23 protein-coding genes are annotated in these 25804 nt (G+C 63.6%); 17 read left to right on the top strand and 6 right to left on the bottom strand.

Annotation, left to right across the window (positions count from 1 at the left end):
- Positions 1-76 precede the first annotated feature (76 nt).
- From V6765_RS01385 to V6765_RS01335, 11 genes are all read left to right on the top strand, one after another.
- Positions 77-1519, top strand: coding sequence for an amidohydrolase family protein (locus V6765_RS01385; RefSeq protein ID WP_448425833.1), 1443 nt, complete (start codon positions 77-79; stop codon positions 1517-1519).
- A 58-nt stretch (positions 1520-1577) separates the two neighbouring features.
- On the top strand, positions 1578-2366 hold the full coding sequence (locus V6765_RS01380; RefSeq protein ID WP_448425831.1) for a hypothetical protein: 789 nt from the start codon (positions 1578-1580) through the stop codon (positions 2364-2366).
- Between the two features lie 137 nt (positions 2367-2503).
- Positions 2504-2746 carry a YtcA family lipoprotein gene (locus tag V6765_RS01375; RefSeq protein ID WP_448425829.1) on the top strand — a complete coding sequence of 81 codons (243 nt, stop codon included), beginning with the start codon at positions 2504-2506 and terminating at the stop codon, positions 2744-2746.
- A 4-nt stretch (positions 2747-2750) separates the two neighbouring features.
- Positions 2751-3785, top strand: coding sequence for a multidrug transporter subunit MdtN (gene mdtN, locus V6765_RS01370; RefSeq protein WP_448425827.1), 1035 nt, complete (start codon positions 2751-2753; stop codon positions 3783-3785).
- Entirely contained in the window at positions 3769-5628 is a 1860-nt protein-coding gene (locus V6765_RS01365; protein WP_448425826.1) for an FUSC family protein, read from the top strand. The genes mdtN and V6765_RS01365 overlap by 17 nt, the downstream gene beginning before the upstream one ends.
- Complete coding sequence (locus tag V6765_RS01360) at positions 5625-7115, top strand: TolC family protein (protein ID WP_448425825.1); 1491 nt, start codon at positions 5625-5627, stop codon at positions 7113-7115. Before V6765_RS01365 ends, V6765_RS01360 begins: the two co-directional genes overlap by 4 nt.
- A gap of 53 nt (positions 7116-7168) precedes the next feature.
- The gene (locus V6765_RS01355; protein ID WP_448425823.1) at positions 7169-8287 is read left to right on the top strand and encodes a calcium:proton antiporter; all 1119 of its coding nucleotides are present in this window, start codon (positions 7169-7171) and stop codon (positions 8285-8287) included.
- An 11-nt stretch (positions 8288-8298) separates the two neighbouring features.
- Entirely contained in the window at positions 8299-9996 is a 1698-nt protein-coding gene (gene aspT, locus V6765_RS01350) for an aspartate-alanine antiporter (protein ID WP_448425821.1), read from the top strand.
- 17 nt (positions 9997-10013) lie between these two features.
- Positions 10014-10862, top strand: coding sequence for a hypothetical protein (locus V6765_RS01345; protein WP_448425819.1), 849 nt, complete (start codon positions 10014-10016; stop codon positions 10860-10862).
- 176 nt (positions 10863-11038) lie between these two features.
- The gene (locus V6765_RS01340) at positions 11039-12133 is read left to right on the top strand and encodes a linear amide C-N hydrolase (RefSeq protein ID WP_448425817.1); all 1095 of its coding nucleotides are present in this window, start codon (positions 11039-11041) and stop codon (positions 12131-12133) included.
- Between the two features lie 402 nt (positions 12134-12535).
- Positions 12536-13495 (top strand): quinone oxidoreductase family protein, encoded by a 960-nt coding sequence (locus V6765_RS01335; protein ID WP_448425815.1) that lies wholly within the window; start codon positions 12536-12538, stop codon positions 13493-13495.
- A 217-nt stretch (positions 13496-13712) separates the two neighbouring features.
- Here V6765_RS01335 and V6765_RS01330 read toward each other — a convergent pair whose 3' ends face one another.
- Complete coding sequence (locus V6765_RS01330; protein ID WP_448425814.1) at positions 13713-14525, bottom strand: SDR family NAD(P)-dependent oxidoreductase; 813 nt, start codon at positions 14523-14525, stop codon at positions 13713-13715.
- A 101-nt stretch (positions 14526-14626) separates the two neighbouring features.
- On the opposite strand from V6765_RS01330, the gene V6765_RS01325 reads away from it, so the two are divergent.
- From V6765_RS01325 to V6765_RS01315, 3 genes are read left to right on the top strand one after another with little or no spacing between them, the layout of a single operon-like run.
- Positions 14627-15520, top strand: coding sequence for a LysR family transcriptional regulator (locus V6765_RS01325; protein ID WP_448425812.1), 894 nt, complete (start codon positions 14627-14629; stop codon positions 15518-15520).
- Positions 15517-15723, top strand: coding sequence for a hypothetical protein (locus tag V6765_RS01320; protein WP_448425810.1), 207 nt, complete (start codon positions 15517-15519; stop codon positions 15721-15723). The genes V6765_RS01325 and V6765_RS01320 overlap by 4 nt, the downstream gene beginning before the upstream one ends.
- The gene (locus V6765_RS01315; RefSeq protein ID WP_448425809.1) at positions 15680-16087 is read left to right on the top strand and encodes a hypothetical protein; all 408 of its coding nucleotides are present in this window, start codon (positions 15680-15682) and stop codon (positions 16085-16087) included. The genes V6765_RS01320 and V6765_RS01315 overlap by 44 nt, the downstream gene beginning before the upstream one ends.
- Positions 16088-16164: 77 nt before the next feature.
- Here V6765_RS01315 and V6765_RS01310 read toward each other — a convergent pair whose 3' ends face one another.
- The 5 genes from V6765_RS01310 to V6765_RS01290 all read right to left on the bottom strand — a co-directional run bounded on the left by V6765_RS01310 (position 16165) and on the right by V6765_RS01290 (position 22446).
- On the bottom strand, positions 16165-16590 hold the full coding sequence (locus V6765_RS01310; protein ID WP_018064076.1) for a RidA family protein: 426 nt from the start codon (positions 16588-16590) through the stop codon (positions 16165-16167).
- A gap of 106 nt (positions 16591-16696) precedes the next feature.
- Positions 16697-18313, bottom strand: a complete 1617-nt coding sequence (locus V6765_RS01305; protein WP_448425808.1) for a hydantoinase B/oxoprolinase family protein — start codon at positions 18311-18313, stop codon at positions 16697-16699.
- 3 nt (positions 18314-18316) lie between these two features.
- Positions 18317-20365 (bottom strand): hydantoinase/oxoprolinase family protein, encoded by a 2049-nt coding sequence (locus V6765_RS01300; protein WP_448425806.1) that lies wholly within the window; start codon positions 20363-20365, stop codon positions 18317-18319.
- Between the two features lie 37 nt (positions 20366-20402).
- A complete protein-coding gene (locus V6765_RS01295) occupies positions 20403-21719 on the bottom strand; it encodes an NAD(P)/FAD-dependent oxidoreductase (RefSeq protein ID WP_448425804.1) in 1317 nt (438 codons plus the stop codon).
- 10 nt (positions 21720-21729) lie between these two features.
- Positions 21730-22446 carry an SDR family NAD(P)-dependent oxidoreductase gene (locus V6765_RS01290; RefSeq protein ID WP_448425803.1) on the bottom strand — a complete coding sequence of 239 codons (717 nt, stop codon included), beginning with the start codon at positions 22444-22446 and terminating at the stop codon, positions 21730-21732.
- A 303-nt stretch (positions 22447-22749) separates the two neighbouring features.
- On the opposite strand from V6765_RS01290, the gene V6765_RS01285 reads away from it, so the two are divergent.
- The 3 genes from V6765_RS01285 to V6765_RS01275 all read left to right on the top strand — a co-directional run bounded on the left by V6765_RS01285 (position 22750) and on the right by V6765_RS01275 (position 25765).
- A complete protein-coding gene (locus tag V6765_RS01285) occupies positions 22750-23766 on the top strand; it encodes a TRAP transporter substrate-binding protein (RefSeq protein ID WP_448425801.1) in 1017 nt (338 codons plus the stop codon).
- Between the two features lie 111 nt (positions 23767-23877).
- Positions 23878-24444, top strand: coding sequence for a TRAP transporter small permease (locus V6765_RS01280; protein WP_448425800.1), 567 nt, complete (start codon positions 23878-23880; stop codon positions 24442-24444).
- A gap of 16 nt (positions 24445-24460) precedes the next feature.
- A complete protein-coding gene (locus tag V6765_RS01275; protein WP_448425798.1) occupies positions 24461-25765 on the top strand; it encodes a TRAP transporter large permease in 1305 nt (434 codons plus the stop codon).
- Positions 25766-25804 lie beyond the last annotated feature (39 nt).

Here is a 25804-nt window from a genome sequence, read left to right as displayed (position 1 = left end):
GGATCGCCGCCTTGCAATCGCGGCGATCTTCCCAAACAATCGACTAAAAAAATCGTCACTGCATCGGGAGGAAGAAATGCGCGCCGGCTCCAAATACCAGCACCTTGTCCACCATGCGGGCTGCCCGTGCCACACGCCGGAGGTGATCCGGCTGAATGAGCGGCTGATGCAGGGCGTCAACCGGCGCTCGGTGCTCAAGGCCATCGTCGGGGCGGCTACGGCCAGTGCGCTCACCTCGGTCCCGGCCTTCGCGCAGGACGGCGAACGGGCGATCCTGTTTTCGAATGTCCGGGTGTTCGACGGCCTTTCCAATGCGCTGATCGAAGGCCGCAACGTTCTCGTGCGCGGCAATCGCATCGAGGCATTCGTCCCCGTCAGCGAGGAGGTCGCCGATGCCGATATCATCGATTGCGGCAACCGGGTGCTGATTCCCGGCCTGATCGATTCGCACTGGCATTCCCTGCTTTGCGCCATTCCGATGCAGACCGCCATGGCCGCGCAGGTGCCCTATGTTCATCTGGTGGCGGCGAACGAATCGGAGAAGACGCTGATGCGCGGCTTCACCACGGTGCGCGATGTCGGCGGGCCGTCCTTCGCCCTGAAGCGCGCGATTGACGGCGGCAAGGCGGTGGGCCCGCGCATCTATCCATCCGGCGCGATGATCTCCCAGACCTCCGGTCATGGCGATTTCCGGATGGAGTACGAGATCCCGTCCTCCGGCCAGCTCAGCCATGCCGAGGAGGCCGGCATTGCGTCGATCGCCAACGGCGTGCCGCAGGTTCTCAACCGCGTGCGCGAACAGTTGCTGCTGGGCGCGAGCCAGATCAAGATCATGACCGGCGGCGGCGTATCCTCGCTCTACGATCCCGTGCCGAGCCTGCAGTTCACGCCGGATGAAATCCGCGCCGCCGTTCAGGCCGCAACCGACTGGGGCACCTATGTCTGCACCCATGTCTATACCGCAAAGGGCATTCGCCGCTCGATCGAAAACGGCGTCCAATGCATCGAACACGGCCAGCTCGCGGATGAGGAAACGGTGCGGATGATGCTCGACAAGGGCATCTGGTGGAGCATCCAGCCCTTCCTCGGCGGCGAGTTCGCCAATCCGATGAGCACCGACAAACAACGCGGCGAGCAGCAGATGATCGCCGAGGGCACGAGGCGTTGTTTCGAATGGGCGCAGAAATTCAATTTCGAGCGCATGGTGTGGGGCACGGACATCCTGTTCAATCCGGCCAAAACCGAAACCCAAGGAGCCCAGCTTGCAAGACTGTCGGAATGGTTCTCGCCGGCAGAGGTGCTGAAGCTCGCGACCAGCCGCAGCGGCGAGCTTCTGGCGCTGTCGGGCGAACGCAACCCCTATGACGGCCGGCTCGGCGTGATCGAAAGGGGCGCTTTCGCGGACATGCTGCTTGTGGATGGCAATCCGCTTGAAAATATCGCTCTGGTTGCAAACCCGGACAATTTCGCGGTAATCATGAAGGACGGTCGCATTTTCAAGAACAGCCTGCAGGGCTAGACAATTGGGGGCACATTTGAAGTCCGTATTATTTGCCGTGTCGGCTTTGGCATGCCCGATGGCCCTGACGGCGGAGGCGGCAGACCTGTCCGCCACGCCTCCCGCGCCGCAGCCAACAGCCGTGATGGAGACGCCGGCCGAGGGCTGGCAGTTCGAGATCACGCCCTATGTCTGGATGACCGGGATGTCTGGCGATGTGTCGCCCTTCCGGCGGGCGCCTACCGTCCATATCGACAGCAGCTTCTCGGATATCCTCAAGGAGTTGAACATTGCCGGCTTCGCCAATGCCTGGGGGACCAACGGCGCCTTCGGCTTCTACGCCGACCTGATGTATGTCGACACCACCGCCAACGAGGCCTCCGGCCCGGTCGCGATTCCGGCCTACGGCATCACCGTGCCGGGCATCAACGTCAGCGTCGACAGCAAGCTGTTTTCCGGTTCGCTGTTCGGCGCTGTGCGGCTTGCCGAAACCGATAACTTTCGTTTCGATGCGCTTGGCGGCCTCCGCTTCGCGCATCTCACCACGGAGGTGACCGCCTCTATCCCCTCGGTCCCGCGCGCCTACAGCGCTAAGAGCGAATTCGGCTGGGTCGATCCCGCCCTCGGGTTCCGGATGGCCTATGATGCCGGCGACCGCGTCAGCCTCGTCGGCCAGGCCGATGTCGGCGGCTTCTCGGTGGGTTCGGACCTGACCTGGCAGGCGATGGCCACGGTCAACTACCGGATCACCAAAGCAACCGCGCTCTCCTTCGGCTACAGATACATGTCGATCGACTACGACGATGACGGGCATGTTTTCGACACAGTCCTGCAAGGCCCGACGGTGGGCCTGAGCTTCAGGTTCTAGCCCCAGACTGTCAGCCCTGACGGTTGACAGTCTTTCCTGCTATGCAGGATAGTTGTTCCTGCGCCACAACCCTCGGGGGCGGAAAAATAACAAAACTGGGTGCTTGCGTGCGTATAACGGGTTCAATGCTTCTCCTCATGGCGGGAATTTTCACGCCGTTTCGCGCATTCGCGAGCAGCAGTCCCGTGATCCCCTTCTTCGGCGCCTATTTCCCGTCCTGGATCGCCTGTTCGCTGATCGGCATTTTCGGCGCGGTCGTCTTGCGTCTGGTGTTCATCAAGATCGGCCTCGACGATGTGATACCGCTACGCGTGATCGTCTATCTGTTCCTGGCGATCGCCATCGGGCTTGCCGCCTCCCTCATCCTGTTCGGACGATAGAGCCATGTTGAGCCCAAAGACTGCCGCCCTCGCCCTCATCCCCGTCATCGTCATCGGTGCAACCGCCTTTCTCGGCTGGAAGCACATGGCCAGGATGGGCGCCGATGTCCTGTCGCAGGATGCGACCCTGACGGCGCCGATCACCCAGATTTCCTCGACTGTTCCCGGCCGGATCTCGGAAATCCACGTCGCGGAGAACGACAAGGTCGAGAAGGGGCAGCTGCTGTTCGAGATCGAGGACGAATCCTACCGCCTCCTCGTGGTCCAGGCCGAAGGCGACCTGAGGGCCGCCGAGGCGATGCATGAAAGCCAGAAGCGCAGTATCGAGGCGGAATCGGCCAATGCGGAGATCGCCCTGCAGCAGATCGAACGCGCCCGCGTCAATCTCGAACTGGCGCAGGAAACGCTCGATCGCCTTTTGCCGCTCCAGCCCAAGGGCTACGTCACAGATCAGGAAGTGCAGGACGCGCGCACGGCCAAACGCGACGCAGAGGTATCGCTCGAACAGGCCTTGCAGCAGAGCAAGGCGGCGGACGCACTGGTTTCGTCCCCGGAGGAGACGCTGGCGCTGATCCAGAGCCGGCAGGCGGCCCTCGACATCGCCCGGCACAATCTCGCCAACACGAAGATTTACGCGCCCCACGACGGGCGCGTGGTCGGGCTGACCACATCGAGCGGCCAGTTCGTCGCTTCCGGCGCGCCGCTGTTCACGCTGGTCAACACCGGCGAATGGTACGCTTCCGCGCTCTACCGGGAGGCGGAGCTGGAAAAACTGCCGGCCGGCACCTGCGCCTCGGTTTATGTGATGGCCGACCGGTCGGTGGAGATCAAGGGCGTGGTGCAGGGCATCGGCTGGGGCGTGATCTCCGGCGGCGCGATCGACATTCAAAGCGCCCTTCCCTACGTGCCGAAGGAGCTCGACTGGGTCCGGATCGCGCAGCGCTTTCCGGTGCGCATCAAGCTCATCGATCCGCCGGAAAACCTGATGCGCATCGGCGCATCCGCCTCGACAGTGGTTCGCCATGGCGAGCACTGCTGAACGCAGCGACTTCAGGCGGCGGTCCCACCGCCTGATCGATGACCTGATGCCGTTTCCTGGACGGCTGCGGCTGTCACTGTCGATCGGCGCGATCTGCGCGATCTCGACCGTGCTGTCGATGATGTACCATTTTCCGGAAGCGGCCATCGGCTGCTATCTGGTGATCTTCCTGATGCGCGCCAATGCCGCCGAGAACGTCGTCACCGGCATCGGCATCATCATCGCGGTCAGCCTCGTCGTGTTCCTGCTGATCGGCATCATCAACCTCACCATCGACTTTCCACCGGCGCAGATCGCCGCGATCGTGATCGCCTCGTTCATCTTCCTCTATCTCGATTCCGCCACCAAGGCCGGCGAGCAGGCCGGCATCGTGGCCCTCGTCATCGCCTTCGTGCTGACCCTGCTCGGCAATGTGCCGATCGGCGAGATCGCGACCCGGGCCGTGCTCTACGCCTGGGCGATGGTGTTCGTGCCGATGGCGGTGATGGCGGTCTACAATCTTTTGTTCGGCATTCCGCCGCAGAAGCTTTTGCGCGAGGCCATCGCCGAACGGCTGGAGCGGTCCGCCGATGTTCTGGAAGGACGAGATGACGCCCGCGATAAGCTGATGGACCTCATCGGCGAGGGAACCGCCGAGCAGGAAAAGCGCCTGCTGCTGATCAAGCTGCTCTGCATCCTGCGCGGCCGGGCCTACGACTTTCTGGAGCGGACCCAGTCCCACAGCTACCGCCTGATGCTCGCCATCTCGGCCCTTCCACAGGAAGGCCTCACGGACGATGCCTGCCCGGCACGGCAACGCCTTGCGGCCGACTGCAGCGCGCTTGCCGCAGCGGTGCTGGCCAAAAAGGACCTCCCCGAACCTGAACCCGCTGCCGATCTGCCTGCCGAGCTAGAACCGGTCGCCGGCGCGCTCATTGACATCAGCCAGACAACGCCGCTTGAAAAGGGCGCCCCGGTGGACGATCCGCCGGTCGCGCCAGACATTTTTTCCCATCCGCGCCACCTGCATTTCGCGCTGAAAACGACGCTGGCGGCCGTCACCTGCTTCTTCATCTATACGTCGATCGACTGGCAGGGCATCCACACGGCGATGATCACCTGCTATGTCGCCGCGCTCGGCACCACCGGCGACACCGTCCACAAGCTGGTGCTGCGCATCACCGGCTGCCTGATCGGCGCGTTTTTCGGCCTGATCGCCATCCTGTTCGTGATCCCGCAGCTCGATTCGGTTGGCGGACTGGCCTTCCTGATCTTCGCCGTGGTTTCGCTATCCGCCTGGGTTTCCACAGGCAATGAACGCATCTCCTATGGCGGCGTGCAGATCGCGCTCGCCTTCCTGCTGACGGTGATACAGGGCTTCGGCCCCGGCACAAGCCTGAGTGCCGCCAGCGATCGCATCATCGGCATCCTGCTCGGCAATGCGGTGGTCTATGTGATCTTCACCAATATCTGGCCGGTCAGCGTCAAGGACGAGGTCAAGCGGCGCACGGCAGCGGCGATCGCCAAGCTCAAGGCGCTCGCCAGCGCGGACGCGCCCGCGCGCCAGGCCTCCACGGGGCTCGTCGCGTCGATCCAGACGGACCTCGGCGTTATCCGCGAAGCGGTTGACATGGCCTCCTACGAACCGCGACATATGCGTCCGGGGAAAACCGAGCGTGAAACCTATCGCCGCGACGCCGCCATGCTGGAGGATCTGTCGCTGGCGCTTTACTTCAGGCCCGTGGTCGATGCTGAAACGCTATCCTGGTTGGCGGTCGCGGAGCGGCGCATTGATGAGGGCGAGACCGCCGCAACGGAGCAAACGGCCGGAATGGAACAGGCGGAAACGGGAGAGAGCCGATGAGACGACATCTGATGCCTGCCGTCGGCCGCGGCGCGTTTCTTGCCATGATGCTGGCGCTTTCCGGCTGCGTCGCCGATACGCTCGCGCTCGCCCCGCAATCGCCTGATGCGCAATGGCAAGCCGGCGACTCCGCCGGCGAGATGCGCCGGCAAGCCGAGGCAAGCGGCGCGCTGGCGCTGACCGCGCCGGCGGTGGACGAAAGCCGACTTTACAGCCTGCCGCAACTCATCGACCTCGCCCAGCGCAGCAACCCCGATACCCGCGTCGCCTGGGAGCAGGCCCGCCAGGCCGCACTCGCCGTCGGCATGGCGGAGGCCACCTACCTGCCGGTGATCACCGCCAATGTCATCGGCGGCAGCAACAACAATGCCGCCGAACTGCCGATCCCGATCGGCGGCAGCGCCTATTTCAATTCCAATATAAACGGCGTCGTACCGTTCATGGCGCTGCAATGGCTGGCCTTCGATTTCGGCGGCCGCAGCGCGGTGGTGGAAGGGGCCAAGCAATTGTCGCTCGCCGCCAACTACCAGTTCAACGCCACCCACCAGCGCCTCATTTTCGAGGTCACCAGCGCATTCCACGATTACAACGCCGCCCGCGCCCACAGCCGCGCCGCCGGTCAGGCGCTTGCCAACAGCCGCACCGTTTACGACGCGATCAGGGCCCGACGCGATCGCGGCCTTGCCACCTCGGTCGACCTCGCCCAGGCCGAGCAGATCGTGGCGCAGGAGGAATTGCGCGTGGTCCAGGCGCGCGGAAGCGAACAGGATACCTATCAGGCGCTGCTCGGCGCGGTCGGCCTCTCGCCAATGACCAAGCTGAAGATCGAGGACACCAAGGATCGCAGGCTTCCGCGCGCCTCCAGCATGCCGACCGAGACGATGATCGAGATCGCGCTCGCCAACCGCCCCGATATCTTCGCCGGCTATGCCGCGCTGGAGGCGAGCCGTCAGGGCGTCAAGAAGGCAAAGGCGGACTTCATGCCGAAGATCGGCGTGTTCGGCACGCTCTCGACCTATGAGACCCAGCTCGACGCCGCCGGCCTTCCCGCGGTGGAAAACAGCGGCCTCAACGGCAACATCATGTTCGGCGCCACCATACCGCTCTACGACGCCGGCATGCGCGACGCCAATCTGAAGCAGGCCCAGAGCCGGGTCGAAGCCGCAGAGCGCAATTTCGACCAGTTGAAGGATGCCGCCGCCCGCGAGATCGTGGTTGCCTCCAACGCGCTCGCCACCGCGATCCAGGCCAATGATTCCGCCGTCAAGCTCCGTCAGGCGGCCTACAAGACCTATGATTCCGCGCTCGAATCCTACCAGAACGGCGTTGGCACGGTTTCCGCGCTTGCCACGGCGCAAAACGGCCTGCTCGACGCCCGGCTCGCCGAGGGCGATGCGCGCGAGGCGGCATTCACGGCCGCCGCCAACCTCGCCTTCGTGCTCGGCACATCGACAACGGCAATGCCCGCCGGAACGCCATCACGTTAAACCACCCGCTTCACAGCAAAGACCGCGCAAGAAAGCCGAGGAGAAACCGCAGCATGCACGGCCGCAGATCGATACCAATATGGAGCATAGCGCTGCCGCTGTTCGCCGCATTCTGGGCGGCGCTCGAACTGCTCGGCGTGCTGCACGAAACCTCGCTTGTATTCGTGCTGCCTGCCGTCCTGCTGCTCGGCGGCTCCGTGTTCGCATCTGTGCTCCATGCCGAGGTGCTGGGCGCAAGGCTTGGCGAGCCATTGGGCTCGATCATCCTCGCCTGCTGCGTGACGCTGATCGAGGTCGCGCTGATCATCTCGATCATGCTCTCCGGCATCGACGGCGCCGAGGAGGTCGCACGCGACACGGTGTTTGCCGCGGTGATGATCGTGCTGAACGGCATTATCGGCCTCTGCCTCGTGCGCGGCGGCCGCATCTATCACGAGCAGAACTTCAAGCTCCCCGCCGCCTCGGCCGCGCTCGCCGTGCTCGGCACGCTGTCGACGCTTGCCTTCGTGCTACCCAATTTCGCGATCTCCGGCGCGGAAAGGCAGTATTCCTGGGCTCAGCTTCTGGTGATCAGCCTGTGCTGCCTGACGCTTTACGGCGTATTCCTGTTCGTCCAGACCGTGCGCCACCGCAACTATTTCGTCGATGAACCAGATCACGACGAGCAGGCCGCCGCGGAAGAGGGCTTCTTTCCCGACCACCCCGAAAAACCATCAGCGCGGATGACGGCGACCAGCGCCGCCATGCTGCCGGTATCGCTGCTCGTGGTCATTCTGCTTGCCGAGGCGCTGTCCCATCCGCTCGACCTCGCGATCTCGTCGGCCGGCCTGCCGCATGCGCTGGTCGGCGTCGTGATCGCGGCGCTGGTGCTGTTGCCGGAAGGCATTTCGTCGGTGCAGGCGGCGGCGCGAAACCGGATCCAGCAGAGCATCAACCTTGTGCTGGGTTCGGCGCTTGCCAGCATCGGCATGTCGATCCCGGTCGTGGCGCTGGTTTCGATCTTCATCGGCCAGCAGCTCACCCTCGGGCTCGAGCCGGAGCAGATGGTGATGCTGCTGCTCACCCTGTTCGTCAGCACGCTGACGCTCGGCACCGGCCGGACGACCGTGTTGCAGGGCGCGGTGCACCTCGTCATCTTCGTCGTCTTCGTCCTTTTGACGCTGGTGCCCTGAAAACGGAGTGAATGCACGACATGCTCGACTGGCTGGCGACCACGCTGCGCGAAAACGTTGAAATCCCGCTCTTTCTTGCTCTCTTCGCGGGCTACACCCTCGGACGGGTGAAGTTCGCCGGGATATCGCTCGGCGATGTCACCGCGACGCTTCTCGCCGCTCTGGTGATCGGCCAGATCGGCATCACGGTCTCCGATGACGTGAAGACGGTGTTCTTCGTGTTCTACCTGTTCGCCGTCGGCTACAGCGCGGGACCGCAATTCGTGCGCGGCCTCTTTTCCGGCGGGCTGCAGCAGGCGGCCTTCGCCGCGCTCGTCTGCGTGATGAGCCTCGGCGCGGTCTATCTCGCCGTCCGCCTTGCCGGCTATGACGTCGGCATCGCCGCCGGGCTCTACGCCGGCTCGACGACGACGTCCTCCGCGCTCGGCCTGTCCCAGACCGCGATCGGACAATCGGCGATCTCCGCGGCCGCCAAGACCAGCGCCAACCAGATCCTCCCCGCCGCCTTCTCGATCAGCTATGTGATCGGCACATTCGGCTCGGTGGTGATGCTCGGCATACTGGGCCCCAAGCTGATGCGCGTCGACATCGCCGCCGCCTGCCGCGACTATATCCGCCGGGTGGGCGGCGCTGGCGACCGCAGCGGCCGGGGCACGGCGTGGCACCAATATGTCGCGCGCGCCTACCGCGTCGATGAGGGCGCGCCGCTTGACGGCCTGACGGTGTTCGAGGCCGAGCACTTCTTCAAGGGGCGGCGCCTGTTTATTCCCCGCCTTCGCCGGGACGGCGCGATCACCGAGGCAACCGCCGAAACCGTTATCAGGCCGGGCGATACCCTCGCCTTCGCCGGCGAGCGCCACGTGCTGCTTGGCGAGATCGGCCGGGTGCTGGCGGAAGTCGATGACGCTGAACTTCTCGGCGTGCAGGTCGAGGGTACGGATATTCTGGTGACGGCGAAGAACATCCACCGCAAGTCGCTTGCCGAACTCGCCCATATGCCCGAGACGCGCGGAATATTCCTCACCGGCATCCGACGCGGCGCCATGTCGGTCGACATTCCGATCCTGCCCGATACCCGGCTCTATCGCGGCGATGTCGTCACCATAGTCGGCCGCTCGGCGGATATTTCGGCAGTGGCGAAGAAGTTCGGTTATCTCGATCGCGAGACCAACCGGGCCGACATCGCCTTCATCGCCGCCGCGATCATCGTCGGCGCGCTGATCGGTTCGCTGACGCTCAGGATCGGCTCGGTTCCGCTGACGCTATCGACCGCCGGCGGCGTGCTGCTTGTCGGCCTGCTGTTCGGCTGGCTGCGCTCCATCCGTCCCGCCTTCGGCCGGGTGCCGCAGGCAACGACCTGGTTCATGAGTTCGATCGGGCTCAACATGTTCATTGCCGTCGTCGGCCTTTCGGCAGGGCCGAGCGTGCTTGCGGGACTGAAGGAGCTCGGCTTCGTCTTCGTGCTGTGGAGCATGTTCGCCGCCGCGCTGCCGATGCTGCTGTCAATCTATATCGGCAAATACATCTTCCGCTTCGATGATGCGATCCTGCTCGGCTGCTGCGCCGGCGCGCGCGCGGCGGCAGCGCCGCTTGGCATGATCACCGACAGGGCGGAAAGTCAGGTTCCCTCCCTTGGCTTCTCCGTTCCCTACGCAACCTCAAGCACGATCCTGACCCTGTTCGGCATCGTGATCGTGCTGATAAGCTAGAGGGCGCGGACGAGACCATGAACCAGAAAGCCCGCAACGCCACGACAGAGCCTCATGAAGAGGTGCGCGGACCCTGGCCGTTCGTGACGCTCCGCCGGTATCACAGGGCCGGGCGGCCGCTGCTGTGGCTTGCCCGCGACCACCGCAAGGGCCTGTTCCGGGAACGGCGCGCGCTGGAACACACCCGGGCCGCGCCCTGGCACACCGCGCGCTACAACTGGATCATGGGGCTGATCTTCTGCATCGGCTCGTTCCTGTTCATGCTCGGCAGCGCGCTGGCGCTGTTCCCCTCGCTGACCAAGGGGCTGCCGGACTGGACGACCAATGTCACCTTCTTCGCCGGCTCGATCCCGTTTACCACCGCCGCCTATCTCCAGCTCTTCCAGGCGGCCAATGCCGACGAGACCTATACCAGCGGCGCGAAGCGACCGAACCTTTTCGGATGGGACCCGAAAAGCGTCGGCTGGATCAGCGGCGCGACCCAGTTCGTCGGCACCGTTGCCTTCAACTTCAACACCTTCGACGCCATCAAGGCCCCGTCCGGCTGGCTGATGCAGAACACGGTGATCTGGCTACCGGGCATGATCGGCTCGGTTCTGTTCCTGGTCTCGGCCTATCTCGCCTATATCGAGACCAACCATGCGCACAACGTCCGCCCGCGGCGCGAGCTCGCATGGTGGATCGTCGCGATCAACCTTCTCGGCTGCATCGCCTTCATGATCGCCTCGACCGTCGCCTACATACCCCGTGGCACCGATCCGCAATGGGCGCTCGACGCATCGAACGCGAATCTCTGGTTCGGGGCGTTCTGCTTCTTCACCGCCGCCGCGCTGAGCATGGTCGAAGCGCGACATGCGGCGCATTGAACAATGGCGGGGTATATGCTGAAACCGACAGGACAAAGGGAAGACCGGATGAGGGACGAGAACCATGCCGACTGTTCGATCGGACAGTGCACGAAAACACGCCGTCACGGTAATCTGATCCGCCTTCGGTAACCGCGAACGAACTATCAGGCCAGCAAAGCTTCAAAGAGGATACCATGTGCACATCGCTTCTTCTCAAAGACCTTTCGGGCTCCGTCTATGCGGGGCGCACGCTCGAACTGCCGGTGGAACTGCCCTATCTGGTGGCGTTCCTGCCGAAGGGCACGAAGCTTTCATCGAAGGCCGGCGACCACGCCCCGCTGAATTACGATTGCAAATATGACGTGTTCGGCATCGTCGTGCCCAATGGCAGCGCGGACGACCTCAAGGTCGTCGAAGGCCTGAACGATGCCGGGCTCAATTTCAGCCTGCTCGCCTTTTCCGAGACGCATGGCCCGGACGACACCTTCGCCGCCGAGGTGCCCGTGCTGTCCGCCATCGATCTCGGCGCATGGATGCTGGCCCGCTTTTCCACCGTTGCCGAGGTCAAGGCCGCGCTGGAGGAACAGCCTGTGCTGGTCGATCCGCTGGCGGCCCTTGGCGGCGTCGTGCCGCCGTTCCATTACACCGTGCACGACAGGACCGGCGCCTCGATCGTGATCGAGTTCTTCGACGGCGAGCGTCATGTGTTCGACAATCCGACCGGGGTGATGACCAACAGCCCGCGCTTCGACTGGCATCTGACCAACCTCAACAACTACACCCATCTCAGCAATGTCGACCATTCCAACGCGACATTTCTTGGCCAGGATTTCATCCAGCCGGATTCGGGCATCGCCACGGTCACGCTGCCCGCCTCCGACACCGCCGTCGATCGATTCGTGCGCGCGGTCTACTACGCCAATTTCTCCGAAAAGACCGACGGCCAGGAAGCGACGATCCGACAGCTCGGCCACGTGATGAACAAGTTCGACCGCCCGAAGGGCGCCTCGGTCTATTCCAGCGCCAAGGCCAGCGCCCTGACCAAATCGGCCGGCGAACTGACCGGCCAGTCCGCCGACGCCCCGCCCGAATTCATCACCGAATACACCTCATGGATCACCCTGATCGACCTCACCCGCGGCGCCGTCTTCGTGCGAACCTACAACAGCCTCGGCTATGTAAAGTTCGATCTGGCGACGCTGAAGGAGAAGGCATCGGCGCCGAAAATCATACCGCTGAATGCACTGGACCAAGCCGCCGGGGATGCTCACGACCTGATCGCCGCGTGATGTGCCGCCGGTTGGAGCGCCGGCTAAAAAAGGAAGCGGCTCTGAGAGGGCGCTCTGTCCTCATTCCGCACTGCGAGCGTCGCCAGGAACTCGGGCTGCACCAACAGCGCAGCCTCACGGTGCACCTGCTGGATTCTTGTTTCGTCCTCGCTAGCACACTGACCTTGAGAGCATTGAATTTCAGCCAATACTGATTAAGTCCTGCCCCACAAGTGAGCGCCGGGCGCCGCATTCCGGCGCTGATGCTTCAAGGCGTTGATCCGCGCATTTTCGGATGTGCGAGAGCACTGAGACACGCCGCTATCGGGCAGCGCCCGTACAAAGAGGTGTTTCGCCAACGGAGGATCGGTCGATGACGGCCGTTCCACCCTCTCAGGCTGCGAACAGATAGAAGGAAAGACCATGAAGGCTGCATATTACGATGTTCCGGGCGGACCGGAGGTCCTGCGCTACGCCGACGTCGAGGCGCCGGCCTGTCCCGAGGATGGCGTGCTTTTGAAGGTGGAGGCGATCTCGATCGAAGGCGGTGATCTCATCAATCGGGCGACGGCCGCGCCTGAGGCAGCCGGCCACGTTCCGGGCTATGCGGCTGCGGGCGAGATTGTCGCGGTTGGCGCGAAGGTTCGCGATCGCTTCGTCGGGCAGAAGGTGACGTCGTTCGACATGGGCGGGTCCCATGCTGAAATGCGTGCCGTAAAGGTCTCGCGGACATGGGTGGTGCCGGACGGTCTGGAGATGGCGGCTGCGGCGGCGCTTCCCATCTCCTTCGGAACCGCCCATCACAGCCTTTTCGCACGGGGAATGCTGGCCGCAGGCGAGACCCTCCTCGTGCAGGGTGGAGCGGGCAGCGTCGGGGCTGCGGCAATCCAGTTGGCCCATCGCGCCGGCGCGAAGGTGCTGGCGACCGTTTCGGGCGCGGATCGCGCCGCGCGGCTGCGGGCCTATGGGTTGGACGCGGCGATCGACCACCGCGCCGAGGATGTGACCGCGGCCGTCATGCGGCTGACTGACGGCCGCGGCGTGGATCTGGTCGTCGATCCCGTCGGCTCCACGCTCGCGGGATCGCTTGCCGCACTGCGGCCCGAGGGCCGCCTTGTGTTCGTCGGCAATGCCGGGCGCGCGGCGCTGGAGCTCGACCTCTGGCCCGCCTTGCAGGCCAACCAGACGCTTATGGGGGTGTTCATGGGCAGCCAGCTCGAAAAACCCGAAGTCCACCGGACGGTCGAAGCGATGTTGAAACGGGCCGCTTCCGGCGAGCTGGACGTGCCCATCGACCGGCGATTTGCGCTGAGCGAGGCCACGGCGGCCCATGCCTATGCCGAGGAAAATTCCATTCTGGGTCGGGTTGTGCTTATCCCGTAACCCGCCGGATTCGAAGCCGCCGCCCTGGCGTGGGTCCAGGTCGCTGCATTGGAGATCATTGCCATCGGCGGACGCGTGGTAGCGCAAACCCAGGTGAAGTGGACACCGGTTCACCGTCCGGAATTGCGTAAAAACAAATAGATAGAGCCTTTCCGCGCGCGACGCCATCGTGAGTTCTCGGGCGTTATGCTCTGCGGCAGATCGCCCGAGTGTCGCATCAGTCGTAATCGGCCGACCGGGCGATCTCCTGGCGCAACTGATCGACCTTTGCGCCGGCCCACTGCCGGGCGTCGTCGCCGAACACGAAGCGCGCCGGCGCCTCGTCCTGCGCGGCAAGCGCCACGATCCGCGTGGCGAGCAGCGTCGGATCGCCCGGCTGGTTGCCGTTCGCGCCATCAACGAACGCGCGATACTGCGCAATCGCCTCGGCATAGTCCGGAATGTCGATGCTGCCGAAGCGCGCCGATTTCCCGTCCATGAAGTCGGTGCGCAGCATGCCCGGCTCGACCAGCAGCGAGCGGATGCCGAACGGCGCCAGTTCCTGCGCAAAGCCTTCCATCCACCCCTCGACCGCGAATTTCGACGCCGAATAGACCGCGCCCCCGCCATTGGAGACCAGCCCGCTGACAGACGAGATGGTGATGATGAGGCCGGCGCGACGCTGACGCATGTGGGGGACGACCGCGCGCGCCACGTTCATCGTGCCGAACAGGTTGACCTCGAACTGACGCCGCACCGCTTCATCGGTAAAGGTCTCGAAGAAACCCAGCTCGGCATAGCCGGCATTGTTGACCAGCACGTCGATCGCGCCGAACCGCTCCGCTGTCTCCGCGGCCGCCGCGTTGGCGGCTTCGGCATCGGTGATATCGAGCGCAAGCGCGTGCAGGCGATCGTGGTCCCCGAAGGCCGCGCGCACCGCGTCGGCGGAGCGCGCCGTCGCCACCACCGTTTCGCCGGCATCGAGCGCCGCGCGCGCGATCTCGCGTCCCAGTCCCCGGCTTGCGCCGGTCACCAACCAAATCTTTGACATCGTCGTCTCCTTGCTCTTGTGCAGTTGCCGACTATGTAGATAAGCTAATGGATCATTATAACTGTCTAATGAGTAATAGGCCCCAGTAGCAGGAATCATCAATGCGTCCGGATCAGTTCGGCGACCTCGCCATCTTCGCGGCGATTGCCTCCGACCGCAGCTTCACCCGCGCCGCGCAGCGGCTCGGCGTCACCCAGTCTGCATTGAGCCAGACCATGAAGCGGCTGGAGGACCAGCTCGGCTTTCGTCTGCTCACCCGCACGACGCGCAGCGTCGCTCCCACCGCCGCCGGCGAGCGCCTGCTCGCCACCCTGTCGCCGGCTATTGCCGGACTGAACGACGAGCTCGAGGCGCTCTCCCATGCCCGCGGGACGGCGATCGGCACGGTCCGGATCACGACAGGCAAACACGCGGCGGACACGGTGCTGTGGCCGATGCTTCCCGCCTTCATGCGCCGCCACCCGGGCATCGAGGTGGCGGTGAGCGTGGAGGACGACATGACCGATGTCGTGGCGGGCCGCTATGATGCGGGCATCCGGCTCGGGGAGCGGCTGGAGAAGGACATGATCGCGCTCACGGTCGGGCCGCCGCTGCGTGTCGCGGTGGTGGCCGCTCCTAGCTATCTGCGCGAGCATCCCACGCCGGTGGAGCCGGCAGATCTCACCGCCCATCGCTGCATCGCCTACGCCGACGCGCAAGGCAGGCTGTCGCCCTGGTCATTCGAGCGCGACGGCCGCGCGGTGACGGTCAAGCCAGGCCGGGGACCGGTCTTCAACGACGGCGATCTGCTGGTCGCCGCCGCTCTCGAGGGTTTCGGCATCCTCTATATCCTGGAGGACCTGGTGGCGGCGCCGATAGCCGATGGCCGCCTCATCCGCCTGCTGGAGCCCTGGTGCGAGCCGTTTTCCGGCTACCACCTCTATTACCCCGATCGACGCGGCACGACGGCTTTCGAACTGTTCAAGGAAGCGCTTCGCGCAGAAAGGGTTTTGTGACGGCCCGCAAGCGCCAGCCATCGTTTGCTATCTTCGACAGCCAGGCGGTCAAGTCCGGCCCGGACGCCGGTCGTGATATCGTTTTTGATGCGGACAAGAATATTGGCGTGGTCTGCCTGCTGCTTCGCTTGAAGACTTCAAATCAGCAAGAATTTCTGGATGAATATTGTCAAAGAGGGGATGGAGGTTCCAGGGCTGATTGAATTTTCAAATCTCCGCCCTATTGGAAATACCATCGTCTATATGCCTACAACACAATTGAAATGGAACTGGAACGATCAGCAGTTTGTTGACGAGCTGCTCCGCCGTGTTCGGCGGGCGCTCTTCTCAACGCGTGAGCGCAGGTTCATCATGTCGACGGTCATCGGTGGTGTCCTCAGGTTGGTCGTAAGCAACCCGACCCCACCGGAAATCACCGACGGCCACGAAATCCGGCTACACGACCCGACGGGACACGATCGATCAGGCCGGGACGATTTATCTCGCTCCGGCCTGAAGCCCGTAAATGAACGGCACGAACCCGATATGGGTTCAAGTGCCATCAAAGGCGACATCATTGGGGTGTGACATTCGTTTCCCCACCCTTCGCCAGATGGATGAGAAAATGTGGCCGGCGTATCGACGCCGGCCAGCTTGTCCGGCAATCAGCCGAGCGAGATGGTGATTTCCTCGACCTCGGCCTTGGAAGCGCCGCGATAGGCGGTGACTTCGATCTCGACCTTGAAGTCCGGCGCGCCAAGCGGCGAGCAGGTGACGGTGCGCTGCGGATCGATGCCGCGGAAGCGCTCGCCGACATATTCCATCACCGCCTTGGCATCCTCGACGTAAGGGATGAAGATTTTCGACTGGACGACATCGGCAAGGCAGGAATCGACAGCCTTCAGCGCGCCCTCGATATTGTCAAAGCACTGGCGGGCCTGCTCCACCGGATCGGTCGACATTTCACGGGTCTTGTAGTTGCGGCCGGCGGTGTTGGAAACGAAGATCCAGTCGTCTACGCAGACGATGCGCGAATAGCTTTCCTTGGTTTCGAAGATGGAGCCGGATTTGACTTTGGTGATCTTGACCATGGTGTTTTCCTGTTCTGTTGGGGTTTGAGAAGGACAAAGGAAGAGTGTCCGCAGGCGCTGTCGCCTGCGACGAGGATGGAAATTGGATGAAAGGCCGGACGGGCGGCTACTGCTTGTAGAAGCGCTCCGCCGTGGCCCAGCTGATGCGCCCTTCGGCGAGGTCGCGCCGGACGGCCGCCGGGTCGCGGGCCGCCGGATCGCCGTAACCACCGCCGCCGGGCGTGGTGATCGAGACGATCTGGCCGGGCTTCAGGTCGACCATGCCCGAGAAATCATTGCGGCCGTCGCCGAAGTCGAGCACGGTGCCCCGGGCGGAGGTGCCGCCATCAAGGCCCCAGGGCTCGGAGGCCACGCGGGACCCCTCGACGGTGAACCGGCAGGCTTTTTCCGCGCGGTAGACCCGGCGCACGCCCATGCCGCCGCGAAAGGTGCCGGCACCGGCGGAATCGTCCACCAGTTCGTAGCGCAGCAGCGTCAGCGGATATTCGAGTTCCAGCGATTCCACCGGCAGGTTCGAGGTGTTGGTGAGGCTGACATGGATGCCCGAGAGCCCGTCGGAGGACGGCCGCGCGCCGCCGCCGCCGCCGATGGTTTCGAGATAGACCCAGATCGAGCCGTCTTCATGGGTGCCGTTGAAGATCGCGCCGGTGCAGCAGCCATTGCCGGCCGCCATGACCCTGCCGGGGAGCGCCTTGGCAAGCGCGCCATAGACGAGGTCGCAGACCCGTTGCGCGGCGGCGATGCGGCCATCGACGGCCGCCGGGTGCTCGCAATTGAGGATCGAACCTTTCGGCGCGGTCACCGTCAACGGGCGGGCAAGACCGGCATTGGGCAGGATCGACGGATCGACGACCGATTTCACCGCGAAATAGCTTGCAGCCAGCAGCGAGGTGTAGATCAGGTTCAGCCCGGCCCTGAGCTGCGGCGGCCCGTCGAAGGCGAGCGTCATTTCCTCGCCGGCGATAGTGATCTCGACCGAAAGCTTGATCCGGTCGCCGCGCTGGTTTGAATCGAACTGGTCGGAGAAGCTGTAGGTGCCGTCCGGAATGGCGGCGATGCCGGCGCGCATCTTGCGCTCGGCATAATCCTGCAGCGCCTCGCCGGCGGCCAGAACCTTGTCCGTGCCGTATTTGCCGCAGAGATCCTGCATGCGCTGAACGGCAAGCCGGTTGGCCGACATCTGGGCCCTGAGGTCGGAGAGCCGCTCGCGCGGAACCTGGCAGTTGAGCAGGAACATCTCCTGCAGGTCCTGGTTCAGCACGCCTTCGCGATAAAGCCGAACCGGCGGAATGCGCAGCCCCTCCTGGTAGATATGTTCGTGGCCGCGATCGGCGAAATCCGAATGGTGGGCGGTGTTGACCGCCCAGGCGACCAGCGTGCCCTCGACGAAGATCGGTTCGGCGAGCACGATATCCGGCAGATGGGTCGCCCCGCCGGCATAGGCGTCGTTGGCCATGAACACATCGCCGGGCTTGATGTCGTCCAGCTTGAACCGGCCATAGATCGCGCCGATCACGCCGAGGAAGGAGCCGAGATGCATCGGAATATGCTCGGCCTGGCAGAGCGTGTTGCCATGGCGGTCGAACAGCGCGGTCGAGCAGTCGCGGCGTTCCTTGATGTTGGTGGAATAGGAGGCGCGCACCAGCGCCTCGCCCATCTCCTCGACGATGGACTGCAGCGCCGAGCCGATGACTTCTACCGTGATGGGATCAATCGTGGGCATCGTTCAAACCTCCAGGATGAGATTGAGGTACGGGTCAACCGTGCCGGTCATTTCCGGCAGCAGCACGGTGGTTGTGTCCATCTGCTCGACAATCGCCGGGCCGGTGATGACATTGCCGGCCTTCAGCAGGCTGCGTTCATAGACCGGGCAGGTGACGAACCCACCGGCCTCCGACATCCAGACCTCGCGTTCGCCGATCTTGGCGCCCGAGGCATCGGGACCGTGATCGTCCTGTTTCTGGAACTCGGCCTTGTCGACGATGCCAGCGGCCTCGACGCGGAGGGTGACGAGCTGGATCGGCTCGCCCTCGGCGATGAAACCGAAACGCTGGCGGTGCGCCGCCTCGAAGCCCTTTTCGAGTGCTGTGAAGGTTTCCGCCGTGATCGGTCCGGCCGGCACCGTGACCGAGAGCTCGTAATTCTGCCCGGCGTAACGCATGTCGACGGTGCGGGTGATGACGCGGCGGTCCCCGGCGATGTTTTCCGCTGCGAACCAGACATCGGCCTGTTCGGCAAGCGTGGCGAAACCTTCTTCCAGCGCGGGTCGGGCGGCGTCCGAAAGTTCCATCAGCCGCGACAGGGAGAAATCGGAGCGCAGGTCGGTGAGGAGAAGGCCAAGCGCGCAGAGCGTTCCGGGCGTCAGCGGCACGATCACCTTCGCCATGTCCAGTTCACGCGCAAGACGGGCCGCATGCAGCGGACCCGCGCCGCCGAAGGCCATCAGCGCATAGTCGCGCGGGTCATGGCCGCGCTGGACAGAGATTACCCGGATCGCCTTCGCCATATTGGCGGTAACGACGGAAATGATCCCCTGCGCGGTTTCCATCACGCCAACGCCGAGTCTGTCGGCGAGCCGCTGGATCGAGGCGAGCGCCAGATCGTGCCGCACCTTCATGCGGCCGCCGAGGATTTCGACCGGGTTCAGGGTCTGCAGCACGATATTGGCGTCGGTGACCGTCGGCTCCTCATTGCCGAGCCCGTAGCAGACCGGCCCCGGATGGGCGCCGGCCGAACGCGGGCCGACCTTCAGGAGGCCGCCGGTATCGACATGGGCGATCGAGCCGCCGCCGGCGCCGACCGTGTGGATATCGAGCATCGGAGCCTTGATCGGGTAGCCGTGGACATCGGCCTCGCCGGTGAGCTGGCAGGCGCCATTCTGCAAGAGCGCCACATCGGAGGAGGTGCCGCCGACGTCGAAGGTGATGATGTTGTCGAAACCGGCCATCTTGCCGATCGCCTGCGCGCCGACAACGCCGGTCGAGGGACCGGACAGAACGGTGCGCACCGGCAGGTTGCTCGCCTGATCGAACCCGATCACGCCGCCATTCGACTGGGTAAGCTGCGGGGCGACCTTGAGGCCGATTTCGGACAGCCTATCCTTCAGCCGGCGGATATAGCGCTGCATCACCGGGCCGAGATAGGCGTTGACCACCGTGGTCGACAGCCGTTCATATTCGCGGAATTCGGGCGCGACGGCGTGGGAGGCGGAGACGAAGACATCCGGCAGTTCTTCCGCAGCGATCTCAAGCGCCCGTTCCTCATGCGCGGTATTGAGGAAGCCATAGAGGAAGCAGATCGCCAGCGCCTTGATATCCTCGGCGGCGAGCGCGCGGAAGGCCTCGCGCAGCGCGTCTTCATCCAGCGGCACGGCGACGCTGCCGTGCGCCTTCAGCCGCTCCGGTACTTCCCGGCGCAGGTCGCGGGTGACGAGCTGTTCCGGCTTTTCGGCGAACATGTCGTAGAGGTTCGGACGCTTCTGGCGGCCGATCTCCAGCAGGTCGCGAAAACCGTCAGAGACGACGAGGCCGGTCTTGACGCCGCGCAGTTCGATCAGCGCGTTGGTCGCCACGGTCGTGCCGTGGCCGAGGAAGGCGAGATCGGCGGCAGACGCGCCGACCTTTTCTAGCCCCTCGACCACGCCTTGCGCGATCGCCCGCGAGGGATCGTCCGGGGTGGAGGAGACCTTCCAGATCTCGATTGCTCCGGTCTCATCATTGAAGAGGCAGACGTCGGTGAATGTTCCGCCGGAATCGACGCCGATTCTCCAGGCCATGTCATGTTCCCTTTGGTTATTGCCGTTGCGCCGCTCTTCAGGCGGCCTTGGCAGTCTTCGAAAAGCGTTCATACCGGAAAGGCGCCGGATCAACGCAGGTTTTTTCATTGCGGACAATCTCGGCCATCAGCCGGCCGGCGCCCGGTCCGCTGCCGAAGCCGTGGCCGGAAAAGCCCGATGACAGATAGAGCCCCGGCACGGCCTCAATCGGGCCGATGACCGGGATTGCGTCCGGTGTCGCATCAATCATGCCGGCCCAGCTGTGGGTCAGGCGAGCATCGGCGAAGGCCGGAAAGGCGCGCGTCAGGTTGCGCACCGCATTGCGGTTGAACGGCGCATGCGGGACCGGATCGAGCGTCCGGATCGTTTCGAACGGTGTAACCTGGTCGAGCGACCAGCGCCGCGGCATCTTCAATTCGCTCACCGTCTGACCATTGACGCGCAGCTTCAGCTCCCGCCAGCTTGTCATCAGCGTCGGCAGGAAATCAAAGAACAGGCGGAAACTGTCGGGCGTGACCGGCGCGACATTGGCATTGCGCTGGGCGATGGTGTAGCCGCCGTCGAGACGGTTGCGGAAGGAGAAATCGCCGCCGCCGACCGGCATTTCCGGAACGCGGCCATCGCTTTCGATCCGCGCCGCCGTTCCGAGCAGCTTCAGCTGCGGGAAATCAAGCCCGAGATTGCCGAGAAAGAGGCGCGACCAAGCACCGGCAGCGACGACGACGCTCGATGTCGCGATCGTGCCCTTCTCCGTCACCACCCCGCCGATGCGCCCGCCGGCCGTCTCGATCCCGCGCACGGCGCAGTTCTCGATGATCGTCGCGCCGAGGCGCATGGCGGCGGATGCCATCTGCGGCACGGCCCGTTCCGGTTCGGCCCGCCCGTCATTGGCGGTATGAAGCCCGAGCGTGTACTGTGCGGCTATGCCCGGCAGCAGTTTTTGCAGCCCGGCGGAATCGAGAAGCGTCGAGGGCATGCCGGCCTCGCGGCCATATTTCTCCCAGGCAGTGAATTCGGCGATCTCCGCCTTGGTGCGGCACACATAGGTGATGCCGGTTTCGCGGAAGCCGGTCTCAATGCCGAAGCGGCGATCGATGTCGCGCCACAGATTGAGGCTTTCGATCGTCAGCGGCAATTCCTTGGGATCGCGCCCCATCTGCCGCACCCAACCCCAGTTGCGCGAGCTCTGTTCGGCAGCCACCGTGCCCTTTTCGCACAGGACGACATTCACCCCGGCCTCGGCAAGGAAAAGCGCGGTCGTGATCCCGGCAATACCGCCGCCGATGACGACGACATCGGCGCTTCCAGGCAGGGGAGCGGAAAAGCCCGGACGTTGCAAATTCGGAACCGGCATGACGCTTACCTCAGAGCATGTCTTCAAGGCGACAATTGACCAGCATTTCCGCCATCGCCGCATTGTTGGGAAGCTCGATTGCGGTGCGCACCAGTTCGGCCATGGTTTCCGGCTGGATCATGTCCTCCGGCTTGACCTTGCTGGTATATGAGCTCATTTCCGTGCGCACGAAGCTCGGGCAGATGGCGGTGGCGCGCACGCCCTTTTCCCAGGCGACGTGGCGGGTTGTGTGGGTCAGGCCCATCACCGCGAACTTGGTCATGTTGTAGCCGACGAAGCCGTTGCGCACGCGTTTTCCCGACATCGAGACGATGTTGACGATCCGGCCGCGACCGGTTTCTTCCAGATGCGGCAGACACAGCCGCGTCAGCCGGAGCGGCGCCTTGACATTCACCGCCCAGAGCCGGTCCAGCGCCTCTTCATTGTCATCGGTAAGCAGCACCTGCTCGCCGCTGCCGGCATTGTTGACGAGGCCGTCAATGCGGCCGAATTCCGCAGCCGTGGCATCGACCCACGCCTTCGCCGTCTCCGGCTCGAAGGCATCAAAGCGATGATAGAACAGCCTCTCGCCGGGCGCGCCGAATACGGCCTCGAGCTTGGAAACATCGCGCGCGCCGAGCGAAAGCCGGTAGCCATGCTGAAGCAGATCCCGGACGATCGCCGCGCCGATGCCGCGATTGGCGCCGGATATCATGATGACCGGAGCGTCCTGTGGTGAAGTGTGCATGTATCGAATTCTCTTGAAACGTTATCATAAGGTCGTTCGCCGCTTTATGCGTTTATATGACGTTTTATGGTCGATTTATGGTAAGATGGCAACCGTCAATCAACGGTGAGGTCAAAATATTGATCGAAAACGCATCAAACCGCGCACCAACACGCGTTATTCCGCAAAAAAGATGATCTTTTGTGCGTTTTTAATTGACAGTTTTTGGCAAGGCTGCTTACTTTGTCAAATCCGAAGAACGAAAACGTCTCGGTGCCCGGCCGAACAGCGGGCGGGCGCGAAGCCTTACGAAAGGGGAACCGAATGACCATCACTAGACGTATGCTGATGCGCAATGCAGCCCTGGCCGGCGCTATCGGCGCCCTTGGCAATCGTGCTTTTGCCGCCTCTACCATTCGCTGGGATATGGCGGACGAGTACAATGCCGACGCGCTCTCGGGCAAGGCGTCGAAATATTTCCTGACCGAACTGCAGAAGAAGGTCGGCGACCAGATCGCGATCACCTATCAGGGCGGCGGCGCGCTGGGTTACAAGTCGGCTGACCAGTTCGACGCCGTGCAGGATGGCGCGGTGCAGACCGCGGTAACCCTGATGACCCAGCTTGGCGGCATCGATCCGCTGTTCAACCTGTCCTCCCTGCCCTTCATCGCGAAGACCCCGAAGGAAGCCTATCTCCTCTGGCAGGCGGCGCGCCCGGAATATGAGAAGATCTTTGCCGACAACAACATGGTGCTGCTCTGGGCCATGCCGAACCCGCCGTCCGGCATCTTCGCCGACCGGGCGATTACCTCTACCGACGCGCTCAACGGCCTGCGCATCCGCACCTATGACGTCAACGGCACGCAGACACTGATGAAGGCCGGCGCGGCGCCGCTGCAGATCGCCTGGTCCGATCTCATCCCCCAGCTTTCGACCGGCGCGATCGACGCCGTGCTCACCTCCGCCGATGGCGGCGTGCAGCTTTCACTGTGGGATTATCTCAGCGATTTCACCGAAATGAACTACGCCATGGGCCTGTTCATGTGCCATGTGAACAAGGATGCGTTCGACGCCCTGCCAGAGGATGTTCAGGACGCGATGCTCGGCATTACCGATAGCTGCGACGCCTATAACTGGAAGATCATGACCGACAGTATCGAGGCGTCCTACAAGATCCTGCGCGACCACGGCATGACCGTCACCACCGCGGCCGATGTGCCGGATGATGTCTTCGCAACGCTCAATGCCGCTGGTGCTGCCGTGCGCGAGGACTGGGTGGCCAAAACCGGGTCGCGCGGCGCCGACGTACTGGCGCAGTTTGATGCCCTGAAGGCCGGCTGATATCTCTCCTCCTGCGGCTCGCCACCCTCATTGTGGCGGGCCGCATGACTCATTTCAAACAGCGGACAGGCAGCACGAAGACTGTGATTGAACGCTGTAGCGGAGACGATCATGGCGCTCGAAGAACCGCGTTCACATCACCTCTCCGAGGCGACCGATGATCCGCGATGGTTGCGGCTGATCGCCCATGCCTCGACGATCCTCAATCGGGCGGCGGCCTTCATTGCCGCCTGCATCCTGGTCTTGATGACCGCCTTCACGCTTCTGGAAATCTGCCTGCGCTTTTTTTCGAAGTCGACATTCATGGCCGACTCGCTGGTCGGCAACGGCGCCGCCGCCGTCGCCTTCCTGTCGGCCGCCTGGGCGCTGGAAGAGGGCTTCATGATCCGCGTCAAGGTGCTGACTGACCGTGCCGGGCCGAAACTGTCCTGGATGTGCGAATTCTTCACGCTCGTCGCCGTCGAGGCGCTGATGGTTTTCCTGGCCTGGTACCAGTGGAAGTCCGTTTTCAAGAACTGGAGCCGGGGCATCGTCTCCGAAACCTATCTCCCCATCCCGATGTGGATTCCCGAGAGCTTTTTCCTGATCGGCCTGTCGCTGATCGCATTTCAGGTTTTCGTGCGGATCCTCAGGCTTCTCGCCGTCGGCCACGCCGATGAGCGCGCGCTGACGCTCTAGCTGAGGAACGCAAGCCATGTCCGTTTCAATGTCTGCCCTGACGCTGCTGTTGCTGCTCGTAATCTTCCTCGGCGCCGGAACGTGGATCTTTGCCGGCCTGATGCTGGTCGGCGCCGGCGCGATGTATTTTGCGCTCGATTTCAACTGGGTGCGGATCGGCTCGATCGCCACCAAGGTCATCTCGTCTTCCGCCGTGTCGTGGGAACTCGCCGCGATCCCGATTTTCATCTGGATGGGCGACATCATCTTCCGCACGGATATTTCCAATCGCCTGTTCCGCGGGCTTTCGCCGCTCGTCTCTCGCGTTCCAGGGGGCCTGCTCCACACCAATGTCATCGGCTGCACGATCTTCGCCGCGATCTCGGGCTCGTCGACGGCGACAACCGCCACGGTCGGCAAGATCACCATTCCCGAATTGAAGGCGCGCGGCTATGACGTCTCGCTCGCATCCGGGTCTCTCGCCGGCGCCGGAAGCTTCGGTCTGCTCATTCCGCCCTCCATCGCGATGATCGTTTATGGCGTTTTGGCCCAGGTTTCGATCGCAAAGCTTTTCGCCGCCGGGCTTTTGCCGGGGCTGATGATGGCGGCGCTCTATTCCGGCTATATCGGGCTGGTCTCGCTCATCCGTCCCTCGGTTGCGCCGCCTCATGGCGAGCCTGTCTCGTGGGGCGTGATCTGGAGAGGCCTTCTTGATCTCGTGCCCATCCTGGTTTTGATGACGATCGTGCTGGGCGCGATCTACACCGGCGTCGCAACGCCTTCCGAGGCGGCCGCCGTAGGCGTTTTCGGCGCGATCGTGATCACGCTCGTCACCGGACAGTTCGCATGGCAGCTGATGATTGACAGCCTGAAGAGCACGATCCGGGTCTCCTCGATGATCCTGATGCTGATTGCGGCCTCTGCCTTCCTGTCATCTGCCATCGCCTATATGCACCTACCGTCGATGATCACCGAAAGCATCGCCGCGATGAACCTGTCTCCCTATGGCGTTCTGCTGATCCTTGCGGTTCTCTATATCGTCCTCGGCATGTTCCTCGACGGCACGTCGATGACCGTCATGACGGTCCCGATAGCCGTGCCCCTGATCGTGCATGCCGGTTTCGACCCGCTCTGGTTCGGCGTCTATCTCGTCATCATGATCGAGATGAGCGCGCTCACGCCGCCGGTCGGCCTCAACCTCTTCATCCTTCAGGCGCTCACCGGCGAAACCATCGGCAAGACGGTGCGCGCCGCCTTGCCGTTCTTCCTGCTGTTGTGTATCGGTACCGCCCTGCTTGCGATATTCCCGCAGATTGTGCTTTGGTTGCCCAACGCCCTTTGATGGCGGCGTTGCACGCATCTCCACTATCGACGACCCGAA

This window comes from Martelella sp. FOR1707 (assembly GCF_053484265.1).
Note: the sequence above shows the minus strand (reverse complement) of the source record. Positions and strands in the feature narration are given on the sequence as shown.